This is a genomic window from Eionea flava (genome assembly GCF_055393785.1).
This window is the reverse complement of sequence record NZ_AP036018.1, coordinates 1662994-1681271: the sequence shown is the minus strand read 5'-3', so window position 1 is coordinate 1681271 and position 18278 is coordinate 1662994. Positions and strand designations below refer to the sequence as shown.

The window sequence follows — 18278 nt, the reverse complement described above, 5'->3', positions numbered from 1 at the left end:
GTAAGTGCATCCCCCTTTAGTATTGCGCGTCAAATCAAACAATCGGAGCAACAATGAGTATTAAGTCAGATAAGTGGATGCGCCGCATGGCCGATACCGCACAAATGATCGAGCCATTTGAAGCAGGCCAAGTACGTTATAGCGATAATGACGAAGTTAACGGCGAGCGCTTGATTTCCTACGGGACATCTAGCTATGGCTACGACGTGCGTTGCGCCGATGAATTTAAAATCTTTACCAATGTGCATTCCACCATTGTTGATCCTAAAAACTTCGATGAAAACAGCTTTGTCGATGTAAAAAGTGATGTGTGTATTATCCCTCCTAACTCTTTTGCATTAGCGCGCACGGTAGAATATTTTCGTATTCCACGTAATATTTTGACAGTCTGCTTGGGTAAATCGACCTATGCCCGTTGCGGTATTATTGTAAACGTCACCCCGTTAGAGCCTGAGTGGGAAGGGCATGTAACGCTAGAATTCTCAAATACCACCCCATTACCCGCAAAAATTTATGCCAACGAAGGTGTGGCACAAATGTTGTTTTTTGAATCCGACGAAGTGTGCGACACCTCTTATAAAGATCGCGGCGGCAAATACCAAGGTCAACGCGGCGTGACACTGCCGAAAACGTAAATATCGTCATGCCGGCGAATGCCGGTATCCACCTATTTCTAACCAAACGATTTTCTATCATGACTGTACGCACTCGTATCGCCCCATCACCCACCGGTGACCCTCACGTAGGCACGGCCTATATTGCCCTATTTAATCTATGTTTTGCTCGCCAGCATGGGGGTGAGTTTATTTTACGTATCGAAGATACCGATCAAGTGCGCTCAACACCCGAATCGGAACAAGCCATTTTTGATAGCCTGCGTTGGTTAGGCTTAGACTGGGCAGAAGGCCCCGATGTTGGGGGTGACTACGGGCCGTATCGCCAAAGCGAGCGCGGTGATATTTATGCGAAGTATGCGCAGCAGCTCGTCGATGCGGGTCATGCATTTCATTGCTATCGCACCACAGAAGAACTCGATGAGTTACGTGCTGCGCGCCGAGAGCAGGGTGGTTTTACGGCACTAAAGCCCAGCGAGCTTAAACTCTCGGAAGAAGAAGTGGCTACACGCAAAGCCGCCGGTATGCCTTATGTGGTACGTATGAACGTTCCTGAAGGCGAAGGCCCTTGCCCCGTTGATGATATGTTGCGCGGCACGATAGAGCTCGACTGGGGGCAGGTGGACGCACAAATTTTGCTCAAGTCCGATGGTATGCCAACCTACCACTTGGCAAATGTAGTCGATGATCATCTTATGAAAATCACCCATGTATTACGGGGTGAAGAATGGATCAACTCTGCGCCTAAGCATAAGCTGCTGTATCAATACTTTGATTGGGAGATGCCTACGCTTTGCCACTTACCGCTATTGCGTAACCCCGATAAATCCAAACTCAGCAAGCGCAAAAACCCTACCAGCATTTTGTACTATCAAAAAATGGGTTATCTACCCGAAGGCTTGCTGAACTATTTAGGCCGTATGGGTTGGTCAATGCCCGACGAGCGTGAAAAATTCACTCTCGACGATATGATCGCCGCTTTCGATATTCAGCGTGTATCTCTCGGTGGGCCTATTTTTGATGTAGAAAAACTCGCATGGCTCAATGGCTTATGGATTCGTGAAGAACTCAACACCGAGCAGCTCGCCCAACGCTTAAAAGACTGGGCGCTTAACATCGACAACGTCAAAGCCATACTGCCACACGCGCAACCGCGTATGGAAACCCTCAGCGACTTTGCACCACTCGCCGCATTTATGTTTTCCGGTATGTTGCCCGTTGATAACAGTAAATTTGAAGCGCTTAAGCTCGACGAAGAGCAGCAAAAACTCGTGCTGCAATTTGCCTTATGGCGATTAGAAGGCTTACGCGAATGGAACAAAGACGCTATTTTCGCTAGCTTAAAAGCCCTAGCTGATAGCATGGACATCAAGCTTAAAGATTTTTTAGCGCCGTTATTTATCGCCATTTCTGGCACGATAAGCTCATTTTCCGTGATGGAATCAATGGCCTTACTAGGCCCCGATATGTCGCGAGCCAGAATACGCCACGCACTTAATGGTTTATTCGGAGAGATCGGTAAGAAACAACAGAAAAAGCTCGAAAAGGCTTATCAGGCACTTGATTAGCCTAATTTCTATCATTGTTATGCAGGCATCGTCATACCGGTGAAAACCGGTATCTAAACATCGGATTATGTTGACTATAAAGAGATATCGCCCTCAGGCACACAAAGAGGTTGTCAGCCATAAACCGAATCGGTAGAATGCCGCCTCTTTCGTAACGTTCATCACGAACATCCCCCACGAAAACCCAAATACGGGGCCTTAGCTCAGCTGGGAGAGCGCAACACTGGCAGTGTTGAGGTCAGCGGTTCGATCCCGCTAGGCTCCACCAAACACTTTTTATTTCAAGTAAAACCCTCGCACATGGTGCGGTTTTTTTTGTTTGTCTGGATTGTCTTTTAGCGCATATGAGTGTGTTAGGCATCACTTCCCTAATGAGCAGAATAGAGTATTTATTTGGCTCATATTAAATGCTCAGACCCTGCCGTATCACTTTAAGTTCTGTCCGTAATGTTTTCCTCGTATTCGTCAAAGCCGCGGCACCCTCGCCAAAATAGAAGGTAAGTTAAGAAGGATAACTGATAAAAAAGTCGTGTTAATGGCTAAACTATTGCGTGTTGGAGTAGGAGGGTTGTATCGTTACAAAGTTTGCCCTTAGATAGAGCTTGATCAATTGTGTAACCAATAATGATAGTTATGTATAAAAAATAGCAATTTTTGCGCATATTTTATTGTTGTGTATAGAAAATTGAGTTTTTTGGGCATATTATAGCGATGTATTCAAAATTTGGCGGTAAGTGAGCATGAGCGTGAGTCTTTCTTCGGTAGCACCATTAGGTATGCTTCCTCTTGATAATGAGTCAAGAATCGAGTCTATGCATGTATTGAGAAAGCTAGCGCAAGCTCACCGCTACCTTGCCGAGCTAAAAGGTGTTGCCAAAACTATTCCCAATGAAGGCATCTTAATTTCTACGCTGATTATGCAAGAAGCGAAGGATAGCTCGGCTATCGAAAATATTATCACTACCCACGATGAGCTTTTTCGGACGGATGTTCAGCAAGGTCAAACCGTGAACCAAGCGGCCAAAGAGGTAGAGAATTATCGGCTAGCCTTAAGAGAAAGCTATCGCCAATTAAAAAATACACAACTTATCCGTGTTGATGACGTTCTGCAAATACAAAAAATGATAGAGCCGAAAAAATACGGCATACGAAAAATTCCGGGTACTGTTGTGGGTAATTCACAGACCGGCGAAGTGATCTATACGCCACCACAACATGCCGACGATATAACTGCCTTATTGGCGAATCTTGCGGATTATATTAATGATGACCAGCTATCGAACATTGACCCACTAATTAAAATGGCGCTTATCCATCACCAATTTGAAAGCATTCACCCTTTCTATGACGGGAATGGCCGCACAGGCAGAATTATCAATATTTTGTATTTAGTGCAACAAGGTTTATTAGACTTGCCTATTCTTTACCTCAGCCGTTATATCGTAGAAACTAAATCAGAATATTATCGATTGCTACAGCTAGTGAGAGACTCATTAGAAGCGGGCAGCGCGGCGGCGAACGAAAGCGCGTGGGAAGAGTGGATATGCTATATGATTGATGGTATTACCATAACCTCGCAGCGAACGATTACGTTTGTTCATCAAATTCGCGAGCTTATTCTGCATACCAAACAGACCATGCGCCAAAAGCTGCCTAAAATATATAGCCAAGAACTACTCAATAACGTATTTTTTCATCCCTATACCAAAGTACAGTTTGTGGTAGAGCAATTAGGCATAACCAGAAATACCGCCACCAAATACCTTAATGCTTTAGAGCAAGAGGGTATTTTGAAAAAGTATAAAGTGGGCAGAAATAATTATTATATAAATAAACCCTTGGTGGCGTTAATTAACCAGCAGGAAACATCGGAATAGTATGTATTAGTGAAAAACACAATAAGTGTTATCGCTCAATGTAACAAAAGCGACTATTGCTAAATGTAATGTACTCAAATGGGTATTAGTTGCGGCACCCTCGCCAAAATCGAGTCCAAAGTACGTCGTATCAACGATGAGGAAGTGGCCTTGCTAGCGAAGGCATTGGGTGTAGAGGTAGGGGAGTTGTACGAATAAGGTCAGGTTGGCGCAAAATAACACGTAAGCGCTCATTTAACACAAAAAACCCCTTATATTTCAGTGCGATACTTCAAGCGCTATGGAATAATACCAACAAAAATAATCAATAAAACTTTGCTTACCCAAGGAGTAGCTCAACACATGACACCGGAACAGCAAGCCCGTGCAGTGATTGATCAAAAACTTGAGCAAGCAGGTTGGTTGATTCAGCATTACCGAGAGACCAACCTAGGTGCAGGCTTAGGGATTGCGGTTCGCGAACATCCAACCGATACTGGGCCAGCAGACTACGTGCTCTATGTTAACCGCGTACCCGTAGGTGTAATAGAAGCCAAAAAAGACCAAACCATACTCACTATCCACGAATCACAAACTACCCGCTACGCGAACAGTGCAATTAAATGGAATAAAGAGGACAAGCCCCTCGTATTCTTATTTGAAGCTACCAGCCTAGTGATTCACTTTACCGATGGCCGTGACCCAGCACCCCGTGCAAGAGAAATTTTCCATTTTTACCAACCCGAAACGCTACAAAAATGGTACGAGCAGTCCGAGTCTAGCCGTTATCAAATACGTCATAATATGCCCGAATTGCCCAAGGCTAATTTACGCAGCTGCCAAGTCGATGCCATTACGGGTTTAGAGCAATCGCTAGGGCAAAATCGCCCACGATCACTTATCCATATGGCGACTGGTGCGGGTAAAACCTTTACGGCTATTAATGCAGCCTATCGCTTGCTCAATCACGGTGGTGCAAAGCGTATTTTATTTTTGGTAGATACTCGCAACCTTGGCAAACAAGCCCAGCAAGAATTTCACGGTTTTAAACCCCAAGGTAAACAAACCTTCTTTCACGAAAATCATATTGTGCAGCGTCTAAGTAGCAATACTATCGATAGTGCAGCAGAGGTGTGTATTTGTACGATTCAACGCATGTACTCCATTCTCAGTGGGCAAACCATTGATGACAGCGCTGACGATATCTCCTTGCATGAAATGGATAGCGAACCCACCGCTAAGCAAGCCCGAGTGGTTCAATACAACCCTGCAGTGCCCATAGAAACGTTTGATTTTATTATTGTCGATGAATGCCATCGCTCTATTTACAATCTGTGGAAACAAGTACTCGATTATTTCGATGCCTTTTTAATTGGCCTAACCGCCACACCGGATAAACGTACCTACGGTTTTTTTAACGAAAATGTTGTGGCCGAATACAGCTACGAAGACTCCGTACTGGATGGCGTTAACGTAGGCTACGATGTATACGAAATCGAAACCGACATCACCCAAACAGGTGCCGTATTAAACGCTAAAGAATGGGTAGACCACCGCGACAAACTCACCCGCGAAAAACGTTGGGATCAAACCGAAGAGCATACCCCCTATACCGCCAAACAATTGGATCGTTCGGTGGTCAACCCCAGCCAAATTCGCCAAGTGATCAAAGCCATGAAAGTGGCGGTAGAAACCAAAATATTTCCTAACCGCGAAGAAGTGCCTAAAACACTCATATTTGCCAAAACCGATAGCCACGCCGACGATATTATCCAAGCCGTGCGCGATGCCTACGACGAAGGCAACGCATTCTGTCAAAAAGTCACTTATAACGCCAAAAACTCCGATGCAGTACTGAGTGATTTTAGAAAAAGCTATCACCCCCGTATCGCCGTTACCGTGGATATGATTGCCACAGGCACCGACGTAAAACCATTAGAAATCTTATTATTTATGCGCGATGTACGCAGCAAAGGCTATTACGAACAAATGAAAGGCCGAGGCGTACGCAGCCTGAGCTTTGAAGAGCTACACCACATTAGCCAAAGCGCTACCAGCGCCAAAGATAAATTTATATTGATTGATGCCGTCGGCGTAGAAAAATCCCTAAAAACCGAAAGCCGCCCCCTAGAGCGTAAACCGAATATTGCCCTTAAAGAATTACTCCAAGGCGTTGCCATGGGGCACCGCGATGACGACACCCTACAAAGCCTAGCCAATCGCTTAACGCGCTTAAACAAACAACTGAATACAAAAGCCATTCGAGTAATAGAGCAGCAAGCGGGCCAGCCAGTAAGTCAATTAGCTAAGCAACTGCTCAAGGCCATAGACCCCGATACCATTACCCAGCAAGCCTTAATCACCACCAAGGCCAATGGCTTTACCCGCGATAAAGATAGCCTAACCGAAGATGAGCGCCAACAAGCCCGTGAACAATTAGTTAATGCTGCCTGTGCACCGTTTGATGACCCCAAATTACGCGAAGGCATCGAAACTGCGCGCCGCGAGCGCGAACAAATTATTGATCATGTGAACCTAGATCAAGTACTGGTTTCTGACTTTAGCGAACAAGCCATACATAATGCCGAAAAACTCATACAAACGTTCACCGCCTTTATCGAACAGCACAAAGACGAAATCGCCGCCCTGAGCTTTTTTTATCAGCAACCGTACCAGCGCCGTGCACTTACCTTTGCCATGATCGAAACCCTACACGAGCAACTGCAAAAACCACCACTGCTGCTCACTACCGAAAAACTGTGGAGTGCCTACAGCCGCGTGCAGCCCACAAAAACCCAAGGCCAAAATCAAAAGCGCCAATTAACGGATATTATTGCCTTGGTGAAATTCGCCATCGGTATCGACCAAGAACTCAAGCCCTTTGCCGACCAAGTAGACGGCAAATTTAAACACTGGATATTCCGCCACAACGCCCAGCGCGCCACGGCCTTTACTCTAGAACAAACCGAATGGTTGCGCTTAATCAAAGACCATATCGCCGCCAGTTGCTGCATCGAACGCAACGACTTTGACTACAGCCCTTTCGCCGACAAAGGCGGCCTGCAAAAGGTATGGGGTTTATTTGAACAAGATTTGGATAAAATAATGAATGAATTAAATGGGGAGTTGGTGGCGTGAGTGAAGATTTAGAGGTATTGCCGGAGGGGTGGGAGAGAGCCAATTTATTTGAGCTATGCACACCTAAACAATGGAAAACGATTTCTAAAAAAGATTTATTGCCCGCTGGTTATGTAGTTTACGGTGCAAATGGTGCTATTGGTTTTTATAACGAATATACACACGAAAAGCCTACACTGATGATTACATGTCGAGGAGCTTCTTGTGGGAATATCCATGTTTCTGGTCCATTTTCTTATATTAATGGAAATGCAATGACTCTTGATAATCTCGCTGTTGACGCATGTCAAATCACTTATTTGCAATATTTTTTAATTCATAGAGGCCTATCTGATGTTATTACTGGGACCGCTCAACCACAAATCACACAAGAAAATTTAAAAAACGTACATGTTAATTTGTCACCATATAATGAACAAACCCGAATAGTAGATAAACTCGAAGAACTTCTCTCCGATCTCGATAACGGCGTAGCTGAGCTTAAAACCGCACAAGCGAAACTCACCCAATACCGCCAATCTCTATTAAAAAGCGCGGTAGAAGGCACGCTAACCCAGCAGTGGCGAGAAGAGAATGCCGATACCATTCAAGAAACCGGCAAGCAACTACTCGCCCGCATCCTAAAAGAACGCCGCCAGCGTTGGGAGCAAAAAAAACGCGAAGAGTTTGCCGCAAAAAATAAAACACCCCCCAAAGATTGGCAAAAAAAATACCCAGAGCCTGTAAAGCCGGATACCAGTGAATTGCCAGAGTTGCCTGAGGGGTGGGTGTGGGCGAGCCTAGATATGCTAGGAGATATTGTTTCTGGCGTGACGAAAGGAACAAAGCGTAAAAACCCTGTTGAAATGTTTGAAACAGCTTATTTACGAGTAGCCAATGTTCAAAGAGGATATTTAAATTTATCTGAGATTAAAACAATTCCTGCTAGCCAAGCAGATATAGAAAAATACACTTTATTAAAAGGTGATATTCTATTTAATGAGGGCGGTGATAGGGATAAATTAGGTCGTGGTTGGGTTTGGTATGGCGAAGTAAATAATTGTATACATCAAAACCATGTGTTTCGAATGAGGCCGTTTGTTAAGGAAATTATTCCAGAACTTGTTTCTTATTATGGTAATACCTTTGGTAAGTTGTGGTTTCAAAATGCGGGAAAGCAAACTACTAATTTGGCTTCAATTAATAAGGGGGTTTTGCAGTCATTCCCTGTGCCTTTATCTCCTTATATTGAACAGTTAAAAATATCAGAGTTATTATCTATTGAGATTGATAATGTAGATCATCAAATTAAAGCCGTAGAGTCTTCACTTAATGAATCCGAAGCTCAACGCAAAAACATCCTAAAAGATGCCTTCTCAGGCAAATTAGTACCACAAGATTCCAATGACGAATCCGCCAGCGTTTTACTAGAAAAAATAAAAGCCGAACGCGCATTACGTGCTAAAGCACCTAAGCCCAAAAGGCCTAAAAAAAAAGTAAACCCTAAGGCAAATATTATGGAAACCTTACTGGAAGTATTAAAAGCCAAGAATGATTGGATTGATGCGCAAGAAGCATTCAGGGCTTGTGGTGTGGGTGATGGTACCGATACCGATCGCATTGAAGCGCTGTATGCAGAACTACGACATTTAGATAAGGTGGGGCGTTTAGAGTGTGAGCGCCACGGATATTACGATATGATTAAATTAAAAGGCGAATGAGACCATGCGTTTAGCCTCGTTTACCATAGGGTCAGATAAAAAAGGCGACAAGCAACGCTTTAAGAATCTAAAAAATGTGTCTATTGATTTTGATGAAAACGAATGGATTACGGTCGTTATTGGTTGGAATGGTACGGGTAAGTCAAACGTTTTAGAAGCATTAGCCACTTTGTTTCGTGATCTGATTATGGCTAAAGATCAATGGGGTGTCGCGAATAAGCCTAGCTTTGCTTATAAAATTCGTTATTTTTGCCACGGTAAAGATATTGCTATTGATGCAGACCCAGATAGAGAGGGTGATTTTTATCATATTCATTTTCGTGAGTTAGATGTAACTAATGTTGATGAAGAAACTCAAGAGCAAGGCTTATTGTTCGATCGCTCTAATTCGAAACCCTCTTCTTTAGTCGCCATAAAATTTTCTGATTTTAGGCGTCAAAAAGAAAGCTTTTTACCTAAATATATCTTTGGTTATTACTCTGGTCATAGCGAACGCATGTACGAAGTATTTCGCCCTTATCTGGAAAAATACGATAATGATTTACGTAATGGTGTAGACCCTGGCTTACGCCAACTGTTTTATGCTAGACCCGTTCATAGCCAGTTTGCCTTATTGGCCTTTATGTTAAATGATGAAACCTTTGTAAAGGAGTTTTTGGAAGGGCACTTTGGTATTGATACCGAGGTAGGTATTGATTCGGTACTATTTGTATTAAATAAACCCTCATGGAATTCTAAAGCGCCCGACGGTGACCCTCGATTTTGGATGGCTAGAGGGGTAGTCAAAAACTTTTTGTCACGCTTATATGATGTTGCACTTGCCCCTATCCGCATTAAACGCCGTACCAAAACCAGTTTATGGAATTCCACTAATCTGGAATATTTATATCTTTATGTAAAAGATTTAGATGCACTTAAACAATTAGTGGGTGATCAAGCGCCCCGTGAGTTCTTTCGAGATTTGGAAAGCACTTATGTTTCTGAGTTAATAGATGAAGTGCGTATTCGGGTTAAACTTAAAAATAATGATGGCACGGTGATTTTTAGAGAACTAAGTGAAGGCGAGCAGCAATTACTGACAGTCTTAGGTTTATTACGTTTTACTGCTGAAGAAGAAGGCTTGTTTTTATTAGATGAACCCGACACCCATCTAAACCCACAATGGAGTGTGGATTATTTTAAGTATTTAAAATTATTTGTGGATGCGGGGCATAGCGATAATGCGTCTAGTCATATTGTGTTAAATACGCATAACCCCCTCGCAGTGGCCGAATTATCCCGTGAACAGGTACAAATACTTTATCGTGATCCTGAGTACTTAACTATCACATCACACTTACCTGAATTCGATCCAAGAGGGATGGGCTATACCGGTATTGTGACCAGCGATATGTTTGGTCTGCCATCGTCACTGGATTCTAGAACCCAGAAGCGTTTGGAAATTTATCGGGTGTTAGCCAGTATTCAGCAACGTACGCCGATGCAAGAATTGCGTCTTACGGTAATTCAGCAATGGTTAGATAAAGATCGTTTTACACTTAATCAACGTGACGATGATTATCAGCGTTACTTGGAACTGCGTACAGCCATACTTTCACAAGAGGCGGATACGGATGATTATCAAAAGTTAATTAAGTTTGCGCTGAGTTTATCTTCAGAAGAGCGCGAACGCGTAGCCCGTGAGGCCATTCAACAACTACTGGCAGAAGAAAAAACATCATGAGGTATATCGATAGCAGCTTTGTTGCTTTACCCGAAGGCTGGGAAGAAAAAGCTGAGGAGGCTCAAGAGCGTTTATGTAATAAGGAGCGAACGGCGGAACAACAACGGCATATTTGGAGTGAGTTAAAAGGTATTTTAGGTGACTTATCTCACACCTGTTGTTGGTACTGTGAAACTAGCATTCCACGAACGGATAACGCGGTTGATCATTATCGGCCTAAAGGTACAGTACGGGGCGTCGTACTAAGTGATGATGGAAAAAAGCTTAGCCATATTGATCTAGAAGAAGAACATAAAGGCTATGATTGGTGTACCTTTTCTTTGGATAATTTTCGTTTTTCTTGTCAGCACTGTAATGAATATCGTAAAGATATAGAGGGTAGCTCAGGGGGGAAGTGGAATTACTTTCCATTAATAAATGAGTCTGAACGAGCTTATAGCGAAGCAGAGCAGGATTATGAAATTCCCGCTATATTAGACCCTTGCAATGTGCTGGATTGGCGTTTGTTATCTTATAATATTGATGGAAAACCCTTTTCACGGTTTGAACCGGGTAGCGAGGAAGACCGCAAAGTAAGATATTCTATACGGATTCTACATCTCGATAATCGGGGTTTAAATGAAGGTCGAAGAGCACAATGGGCATTAGTAAAGCCGTTAGTAAAAGATGCTAAAAAGTGGTACTTGAGAACTGTTAGTCAAGAGGCCGGTGCCCATAGCTGTTTTCAACAAGCGTTAAAGCGCATTAGGCAATATTTAAATCCCAGTAATCCGGCTGCTTATATAGGGTTTTTAGTGTATAAATTAGAAAATGATCGAGAGATTAAAGCACACCCATGGATGAAGCAATTAGCAGGAGCTATCTAATGCCAAACAATATAGATATTGCCCCTTTATTACTGAGAGAAATCCGCACTCTAGTCTCCCAAGCCAAACAGCAAGCCGCCACTGTCGTTAATGCTTCCCTCACCCAGCTCTATTGGCAAATAGGCGATAGAATCAACCAAGAGGTCTTAGGCGGCGAACGTGCGGCTTATGGTAAGCAAATTGTCGTATCACTGGCGCGACAATTAACCGCTGAGTTTGGGCGAGGGTATTCCGAGAAGCAGTTACGGCGAACTATGCAGTTTGCGCAGGTGTTTCCCGATCAACAGATTGTCGCATCACTGACGCGACAATTAAGCTGGACCCATTTTACGCATCTAATCCCCTTAAAAGACCCTTTGCAGCGTGAGTTTTATGCGCAAATGTGTCGTATCGAGCGCTGGAGTGTACGCACCTTATCGAGCCGTATTGATTCGATGCTCTATCAACGTACCGCTATATCCAAACAACCAGAAACGCTGATACAACAAGAATTGCAGCGTTTGTCTCAAACCGATCAATTAGCCCCCGATTGGGTATTAAAAGACCCGTATGTATTAGATTTTTTGGGTTTACAAGATCATTACCTTGAAAAAGATCTTGAAGACGCTATCCTCCGCGACCTCGAAAGCTTTCTTTTGGAGTTAGGGGCGGGGTTTACTTTTGTTGCCAGGCAAAAGCGTATACAAATAGATAATGAAGACTTCTATATTGATCTGTTACTATATAACCGCAAGTTAAGGCGACTGGTAGTTGTTGATTTAAAAATAGGCGCCTTTAAGCCCCACTATAAAGGCCAAATGGAGTTGTACTTACGCTGGCTAGATAAACACGAGCGCCAGCCAGAAGAAGAACCGCCGTTAGGCATTATCTTATGCGCCGAAAACCGCCAAGAACAAATAGAGCTTTTACAACTAGATGATGCCGGCATTCATATTGCGGAATACCTCACTGAATTACCCGAGCGTGAATTGTTGCATCAACGATTGCAACAAGCCATTGATCACGCGCAACAGCAGTACGTGGCAGAACCACCTACAAGCCACGATCAGGAATAATAAATGAATGCGTCAACACTGGTACAAAAAGTCTGGAACTATTGCCACACCCTACGGGATGATGGGGTAGGTTATGGCGATTATTTAGAACAGCTGACCTATTTGCTATTTTTAAAAATGGCTCATGAATATTCGGTGGACCCTTATAATCGCGACACCAAAGTGCCTAAAACTCACAATTGGCCTAGCTTGTGCAATAAAACGGGCACAAAGCTCGAAGAACATTACCGCCGCGTGTTAAAAAAGCTGGGTAATGAAGATGGCATGTTAGGGGCTATTTTTTATAAATCAGAAAATAAAATCCCCGACCCAGCTAAATTAGCCCGCATTATTAAAATGATCGACGAAGAAAAATGGGTGAGTTTAGGTACGGATACTAAAGGCGATTTATACGAAGGTTTACTGCAAAAAAATGCGGAAGATTCGAAAAGTGGTGCGGGCCAATATTTTACACCGCGTCCATTAATTGATGCGATGTTGGAATGTGTTCGCCCTGAACCGATGAAAACCATTGCAGACCCTGCCTGCGGCACAGGTGGCTTCTTTTTAAGTGCCGCTCGCTGGATTTCTGAAAACCATAAACTCAATAAAAAGCAAACGGCTTTTTTACGCGACGATACTTTTCACGGTAATGAAATCGTTCCATCCACTCGCCGCTTATGTTTAATGAATTTGTTTTTACATAATATTGGTAGCCTTGATGGTGATCCAGAGGTAGAGCGTGCAGATGCTTTATTAAGTACACCAACAGAATTTGTTGATTATGTGTTGGCAAATCCTCCTTTTGGTAAAAAAAGCAGCATGACTATTACCAACGCAGAAGGCGAAGAAGATAAAGACACCTTAACCTATGAACGTCAAGATTTTTGGGCAACTACCACCAACAAACAATTAAACTTTTTACAGCATATTATTACCATGCTGAAAGAGACAGGCAAGGCGGCGGTAGTACTGCCAGATAATGTATTGTTTGAAGGTGGCGTAGGTGAGCGCATTCGTCGTAAATGGTTAATAGAGTGTAATGTGCATACCATTTTACGTTTACCCACGGGTATATTTTACGCTAATGGTGTAAAGGCTAATGTGGTGTTTTTTGATAAAGCGCCCTTAGATGGCAAAGTGCATACCAAAGGTATCTGGTTTTATGACTTGCGCACCAATAAACATTTTACCCTTAAGCAACGGCCATTAAGTGTTAATGATTTACACGATTTTATTAAATGTTATCACGCGAAACGTCGTAAAGAATCGGAGCGTTTTAAGTTTTATAAGTATGCTGAACTCATGGCAAGAGATAAAGCAAGCTTAGATATTTTTTGGTTAAAAGATGATAGCTTAGATAATTTGGATAACTTGCCATCCCCTGCTATTTTGCAACAAGAAATTATTGATCATTTAGAAGCCGCGTTAGCCTCGTTTAGAGATGTCGCTGATGGTTTGCCGTCGAGCAATGAGTAGATGTGAGATAATCTGGAGTAGTTAGATGAATTTTTTAGGCATTTGTCGAGATAGCGGCCTTATTTATCAAGGAACCCCCAGCCATGCAACGCCGTTATCACCTATGCCATTGCTGTTGCCGATTACCTTTGTGCATAAAAGTGACGATTATGACTGTATGGCCGGGGGTTCAGATGAAGTATTACATTATCCCAATTGTGTTTTTAAAGAAGATTACTTTGATCCAATTACTCAGATAAGACGGGGTAGCATTTTCAAACAATTTGGCAATCAGCCTGATAAATGGCGTGTTCAAGATTCATTGCGTACAGATTTGAAACAGGTCTCATGGGCAGGTGGCGTGGCGCAAGAGGTGAATGTAATTGCTTATCAACGTGATCCGCTAAATAATTTAAGAAATTCAATAATATTTCCAGAGTTACTCTTAGGTAAAACACCTTTTTACTCTATCTGGAAAATATTAAGCATTGAGTCATCTGCTTTTGATGTGCCTGTCATCACCTTAAAGTCGCATCGTTCTTTTGGTGTTGTGCCTGAATTACTCGAAAGCAATGTGCCATCAGAAATAGTACGATCGTTGAGTGATGCTTTAGAAAAGGTGGTTAATAGTAGTCATCGTTTGGGTCCTGTCGATGTAGTTGATCGTTGTCGCGATGCATTATCCATTGTTTTTGGGTGTTTAGTTGATAACTTAACTATTGATTTAGGCAAAGCGGTACAACAATATGTAAATCAGCAAGAGAAAAAAAATGAAAACTTAAGCAGTTGGTCTGGAAGAGTAGTTGCTCGACTACATTCTAGAGGTAAGCCCAATGAACAGAAAAAACAAAATAAACGAGCATTATCTGAAGAGGATGCTCAATTGGCGTTACGCTGCCTGTGGTTAGTATTAGTTGAGCAGGGTTGGGCAACAGCGACGTAAACTATTGGAAAGGTATTTCACGTATGAGTGACATAAAGCTATTCTCCATTAATACCAACAACCAACTCGTTACCGAGCTGGTGGGAAAATATGCCGCCTTAGAAAAAGATTTGCAAGTATTGCTCGAAGCCAATATGGAAACCTTTCTCGGTGTGCGCTTGATTAAAACTGAACACACTACGGGAAAAACCCATAGTGGCCGTATTGATTCCTTGGGCTTGGATGAAAACGGTTGTCCAGTTATTATTGAATACAAACGTCATAGTAATGAAAATGTAATTAACCAAGGTTTGTTTTATTTAGATTGGTTGCTGGATCATCAGGCCGAGTTTCAGTTATTGGTAATGGACAAGTTGGGACGAGAGGTTGCCGAAGATATTGAATGGAACGGTACGCGTTTGATTTGTATTGCTTCAGATTTTAATAAATACGATGAGCATGCCGTACAGCAAATGAATCGTAATATTGAATTAATGCGTTATCGTTATTTTGGTGATGACTTATTATTACTGGAGTTAGTAAATGCCCAAACGGCTAATACTTTAACGATAAAAAATCTAGCATCTACGCAAAAAAGCAGTAGGTCTTTAGATTCGGGAAGAAAGGATACTCACGACCATCGCAAAGCCGCTGCCGATAAAGAGCTAACAGCCTTATACGATTTGGTGTGTGATTATGCGCTCTCGTTGGGCGATGAAGTACAACGTAAAGAGTTAAAGTTTTATACCGCATTTAAACGTATCAAAAATTTTGCCAGTGTGCAGGTATGGGCACCAGTACAAGATCCGAGTATTCGTCTTTATCTCAAGTTAGACCCAAGGCATATCGTGTTGCAGGAAGGTTTGATTGAGGATGTAAGTAAAAAAGGGCATTGGGGTACAGGCGATTTAGAAGTACAAATTAAATCGGTTGAGGATTTTGAAAAGACCAAAAGCCTTATTGAGCTAAGCTACCAAGAAAATTAATAGTCTATAACGGCTCAGAGCCCTTTTTAAGCAATATACCCACGACATAACATCCCCGTAACCACCGTGATTAGTGGTGACTACGATAATAATCGGCAAAAATCCAAGAAAAATCCCAAGGGTTAAAGCCCTTTTTCACGAGCATGTGCGAAGAATCAGAATAGGGCAGAAATAAGGTAGAACGAGAAAAGAAATAATATGATCAAGGGTCAGTGATCAAGGGTCAGTGGGGTCAGAGTAAAAATACAGTACTCTCTCGCATTCGTATTAAGAGGATTCAGAGCAAAACCCAGCCCAGTCGCTCATAAACGGTTGGGCTTTTTAGTCTGTGCGGTGTGAGTTTTATCGCTGAATTTTATGCGTGTATTACTTGTATCAATATGACTTGTATCAATGATGTTTCATAAATGGAGTGAGGAGCTTACACATCACACGTATGTAAAAAGCTAAGAGTGAACCATACGGTAATGCAGTAGTGAAGATAAAAAATCATATAGCCGTGTACATACTGGGTGCTACGATGAGTGAAACATGGTTTTTTGAGCGAGTAGGGTGTTATGACAGTCTATAGTCGCTGTCTTTTTTCTAAGTGTAGTCAGGCTTTCTTGTCTATTTCTTGGGCAGGTATGTGTTCCTGTGTCTTACCATGATGCTCTCCTTCTTTATTTACTACACCATTAATTATTCTTACGAATCAAGGTGTCTATGCCTTGAAATCCTTGGTATTAGTCGCATGTAAATGTATAAGCGTAAAAACAAAAAATACAATAACGGCTGATTAAGTCGGTTATAAAAAGTCTTCCCCCCCCCAAAAAAAAATAAGGAGAATAGAATGAAAATACAATTTAATACCGATGCAAATATCCATGGTACAGAAGCGCTAGCAGCACAGGTTACCGCTTCGGTCGAGGATGCGTTGGATCACTTTAAAGATCATATTACTCGAGTAGAGGTACATTTAAGTGACGAAAGCAAAGGTAAGAGTGGGCCGCATGATCAGCGTTGTATGTTAGAAGCGCGCATTGAAGGCCGTCAGCCCGTTGCGGTAACAGACCATGCAGAAACACTGGAGCAAGCGGTTAATGGTGCGGCTAAAAAGTTAGCGCATCGCTTAGAAAGTACGCTAGGCCGCCTAAAAGATCACCGTAAAAAGGGCGCAGGATTGCCTTTATCTGACGTAGAGCCAGAAGCAATTGAGCCGTTAGAAGAGAATTAAAGCGAAAGTTACAACGTTTATATGGAGGGTGGCTCATCTTATTCCCCCTCCGTATAAATAAATACCATGACATTTTTGAGTATGTCCACTCACACTTCATCTTTCTAATAAAGCCGGTACTTTTAAGACCCACTTTATATGCCATAACAGGGGCATATTTACCCCTTCTTCACGTTGCTTGAAAATATTGCTAGAAAAAACAGTAGCTTATAATTTTTAGAAGGCTATTTGTTGTAGGTATGAGAATTGCTTCTTGCTTATCATTTAATGTGATTAAAAAGGGCTTGTATGTCAGCAACATCATCACCTAAACCAGCACAAACTACTGCATTTTCATTGTTTAAACCAACAGATGATCAGGTCGCTCCTCCTGGTGTTGGGGTTCAGGACTTCCAAGCTTTGGCGAATAAGGGGGGAAGGAAATTGTCTGAAGGCGAGACATGGAGTCAGAGTATTATGGAGGGGACGCGGACGGCGACGATGACGCGCCATCGCTCGGGGAGTATTACAGAAACTCATTCGGACCCCAGTGGTGGTAAGCATAGGGCGTATCACTATTCAAAAACGACGGGGCAGGTGTCTCGTTCGCCTTCTAAGGCTGATATGCGTAGCAAGCTTACATAGTGAACCTTTGAGCAAGTTGTGTGTGATTTTTAACCAGCTAAAAATACGCTATTATTTCTTGAAATTTACGCCACTTTTCTCTTGATGATCTACACTTATTCTATAGCTTTATTGTTTAATGTAAGTGGAGTTGTATTACGCGTTATGAATGTCAGTTTACCTTTGCCTGATCATCAAAAACTCACGGTTACTTACCGTGTAGAGCCCGGCTGTTTGGGGCCTGAGGGGAAGAGTTATGTGGATGCATTTTGTGTTTTTGCGCAAAAAAAAGTGGTGGATCTAGACCCCGATTTTATTTGCTGGAAAATTGTGCCGCGGACTGATAAAAACCTACCCGAAATGCAGTATCACGTAAGAAGCAAGCAGCTCACTCATGACAAAGCCGATAAATACCTTAATATATTTGGTAAGAGCTTGGATGAGTTTGAGGATCATATTATGGGCGAATCAGTAGCTCTCATTGATCAGTTCTTCAAACGCTAGTCTTCAGAGTGTTCCCTCTTTTCTAGCCGCCTGGCTAAGGTTTGACGCGACACTTTTAGCATAGTGGCTGCGTGTGGCTTATATTTCTAC

At 42.6% G+C, this 18278-nt stretch carries 15 protein-coding genes and 1 tRNA gene; all 16 read left to right on the top strand.

Going from position 1 to position 18278, the window contains the following annotated elements; all coding sequences use genetic code 11:
• Positions 1-53: 53 nt before the first annotated feature.
• The 16 genes from dcd to ACZ5O6_RS07240 all read left to right on the top strand — a co-directional run bounded on the left by dcd (position 54) and on the right by ACZ5O6_RS07240 (position 18188).
• Positions 54-635: a dCTP deaminase gene (gene dcd, locus ACZ5O6_RS07315; RefSeq protein ID WP_447092378.1), complete on the top strand. Its 582-nt coding sequence runs from the start codon at positions 54-56 to the stop codon at positions 633-635.
• Between the two features lie 59 nt (positions 636-694).
• On the top strand, positions 695-2182 hold the full coding sequence (gene gltX / locus ACZ5O6_RS07310; protein ID WP_447092379.1) for a glutamate--tRNA ligase: 1488 nt from the start codon (positions 695-697) through the stop codon (positions 2180-2182).
• Positions 2183-2374: 192 nt separating this feature from the next.
• Positions 2375-2450 (top strand) — tRNA-Ala (locus ACZ5O6_RS07305).
• 472 nt (positions 2451-2922) lie between these two features.
• Entirely contained in the window at positions 2923-4059 is a 1137-nt protein-coding gene (locus tag ACZ5O6_RS07300; protein WP_447092380.1) for a Fic family protein, read from the top strand.
• A 78-nt stretch (positions 4060-4137) separates the two neighbouring features.
• Positions 4138-4257: a helix-turn-helix domain-containing protein gene (locus ACZ5O6_RS07295; protein ID WP_447092381.1), complete on the top strand. Its 120-nt coding sequence runs from the start codon at positions 4138-4140 to the stop codon at positions 4255-4257.
• Positions 4258-4401: 144 nt separating this feature from the next.
• The gene (locus ACZ5O6_RS07290) at positions 4402-7176 is read left to right on the top strand and encodes a type I restriction endonuclease subunit R (protein WP_447092382.1); all 2775 of its coding nucleotides are present in this window, start codon (positions 4402-4404) and stop codon (positions 7174-7176) included.
• The gene (locus tag ACZ5O6_RS07285; protein ID WP_447092383.1) at positions 7173-8876 is read left to right on the top strand and encodes a restriction endonuclease subunit S; all 1704 of its coding nucleotides are present in this window, start codon (positions 7173-7175) and stop codon (positions 8874-8876) included. Before ACZ5O6_RS07290 ends, ACZ5O6_RS07285 begins: the two co-directional genes overlap by 4 nt.
• Positions 8877-8880: 4 nt before the next feature.
• The gene (locus ACZ5O6_RS07280; protein ID WP_447092384.1) at positions 8881-10599 is read left to right on the top strand and encodes an AAA family ATPase; all 1719 of its coding nucleotides are present in this window, start codon (positions 8881-8883) and stop codon (positions 10597-10599) included.
• The gene (locus ACZ5O6_RS07275) at positions 10596-11465 is read left to right on the top strand and encodes an HNH endonuclease family protein (RefSeq protein ID WP_447092385.1); all 870 of its coding nucleotides are present in this window, start codon (positions 10596-10598) and stop codon (positions 11463-11465) included. Before ACZ5O6_RS07280 ends, ACZ5O6_RS07275 begins: the two co-directional genes overlap by 4 nt.
• Complete coding sequence (locus ACZ5O6_RS07270) at positions 11465-12520, top strand: PDDEXK nuclease domain-containing protein (protein ID WP_447092386.1); 1056 nt, start codon at positions 11465-11467, stop codon at positions 12518-12520. Before ACZ5O6_RS07275 ends, ACZ5O6_RS07270 begins: the two co-directional genes overlap by 1 nt.
• A 3-nt stretch (positions 12521-12523) precedes the next feature.
• Complete coding sequence (locus tag ACZ5O6_RS07265) at positions 12524-13978, top strand: class I SAM-dependent DNA methyltransferase (protein WP_447092387.1); 1455 nt, start codon at positions 12524-12526, stop codon at positions 13976-13978.
• A gap of 25 nt (positions 13979-14003) precedes the next feature.
• On the top strand, positions 14004-14900 hold the full coding sequence (locus ACZ5O6_RS07260; protein ID WP_447092388.1) for a hypothetical protein: 897 nt from the start codon (positions 14004-14006) through the stop codon (positions 14898-14900).
• 23 nt (positions 14901-14923) lie between these two features.
• The gene (locus ACZ5O6_RS07255) at positions 14924-15865 is read left to right on the top strand and encodes a DUF5655 domain-containing protein (RefSeq protein ID WP_447092389.1); all 942 of its coding nucleotides are present in this window, start codon (positions 14924-14926) and stop codon (positions 15863-15865) included.
• 832 nt (positions 15866-16697) lie between these two features.
• Positions 16698-17081, top strand: a complete 384-nt coding sequence (locus tag ACZ5O6_RS07250; RefSeq protein WP_447092390.1) for an HPF/RaiA family ribosome-associated protein — start codon at positions 16698-16700, stop codon at positions 17079-17081.
• Positions 17082-17369: 288 nt separating this feature from the next.
• Entirely contained in the window at positions 17370-17705 is a 336-nt protein-coding gene (locus tag ACZ5O6_RS07245) for a hypothetical protein (RefSeq protein WP_447092391.1), read from the top strand.
• 144 nt (positions 17706-17849) lie between these two features.
• Positions 17850-18188, top strand: coding sequence for a hypothetical protein (locus ACZ5O6_RS07240; protein WP_447092392.1), 339 nt, complete (start codon positions 17850-17852; stop codon positions 18186-18188).
• Positions 18189-18278 lie beyond the last annotated feature (90 nt).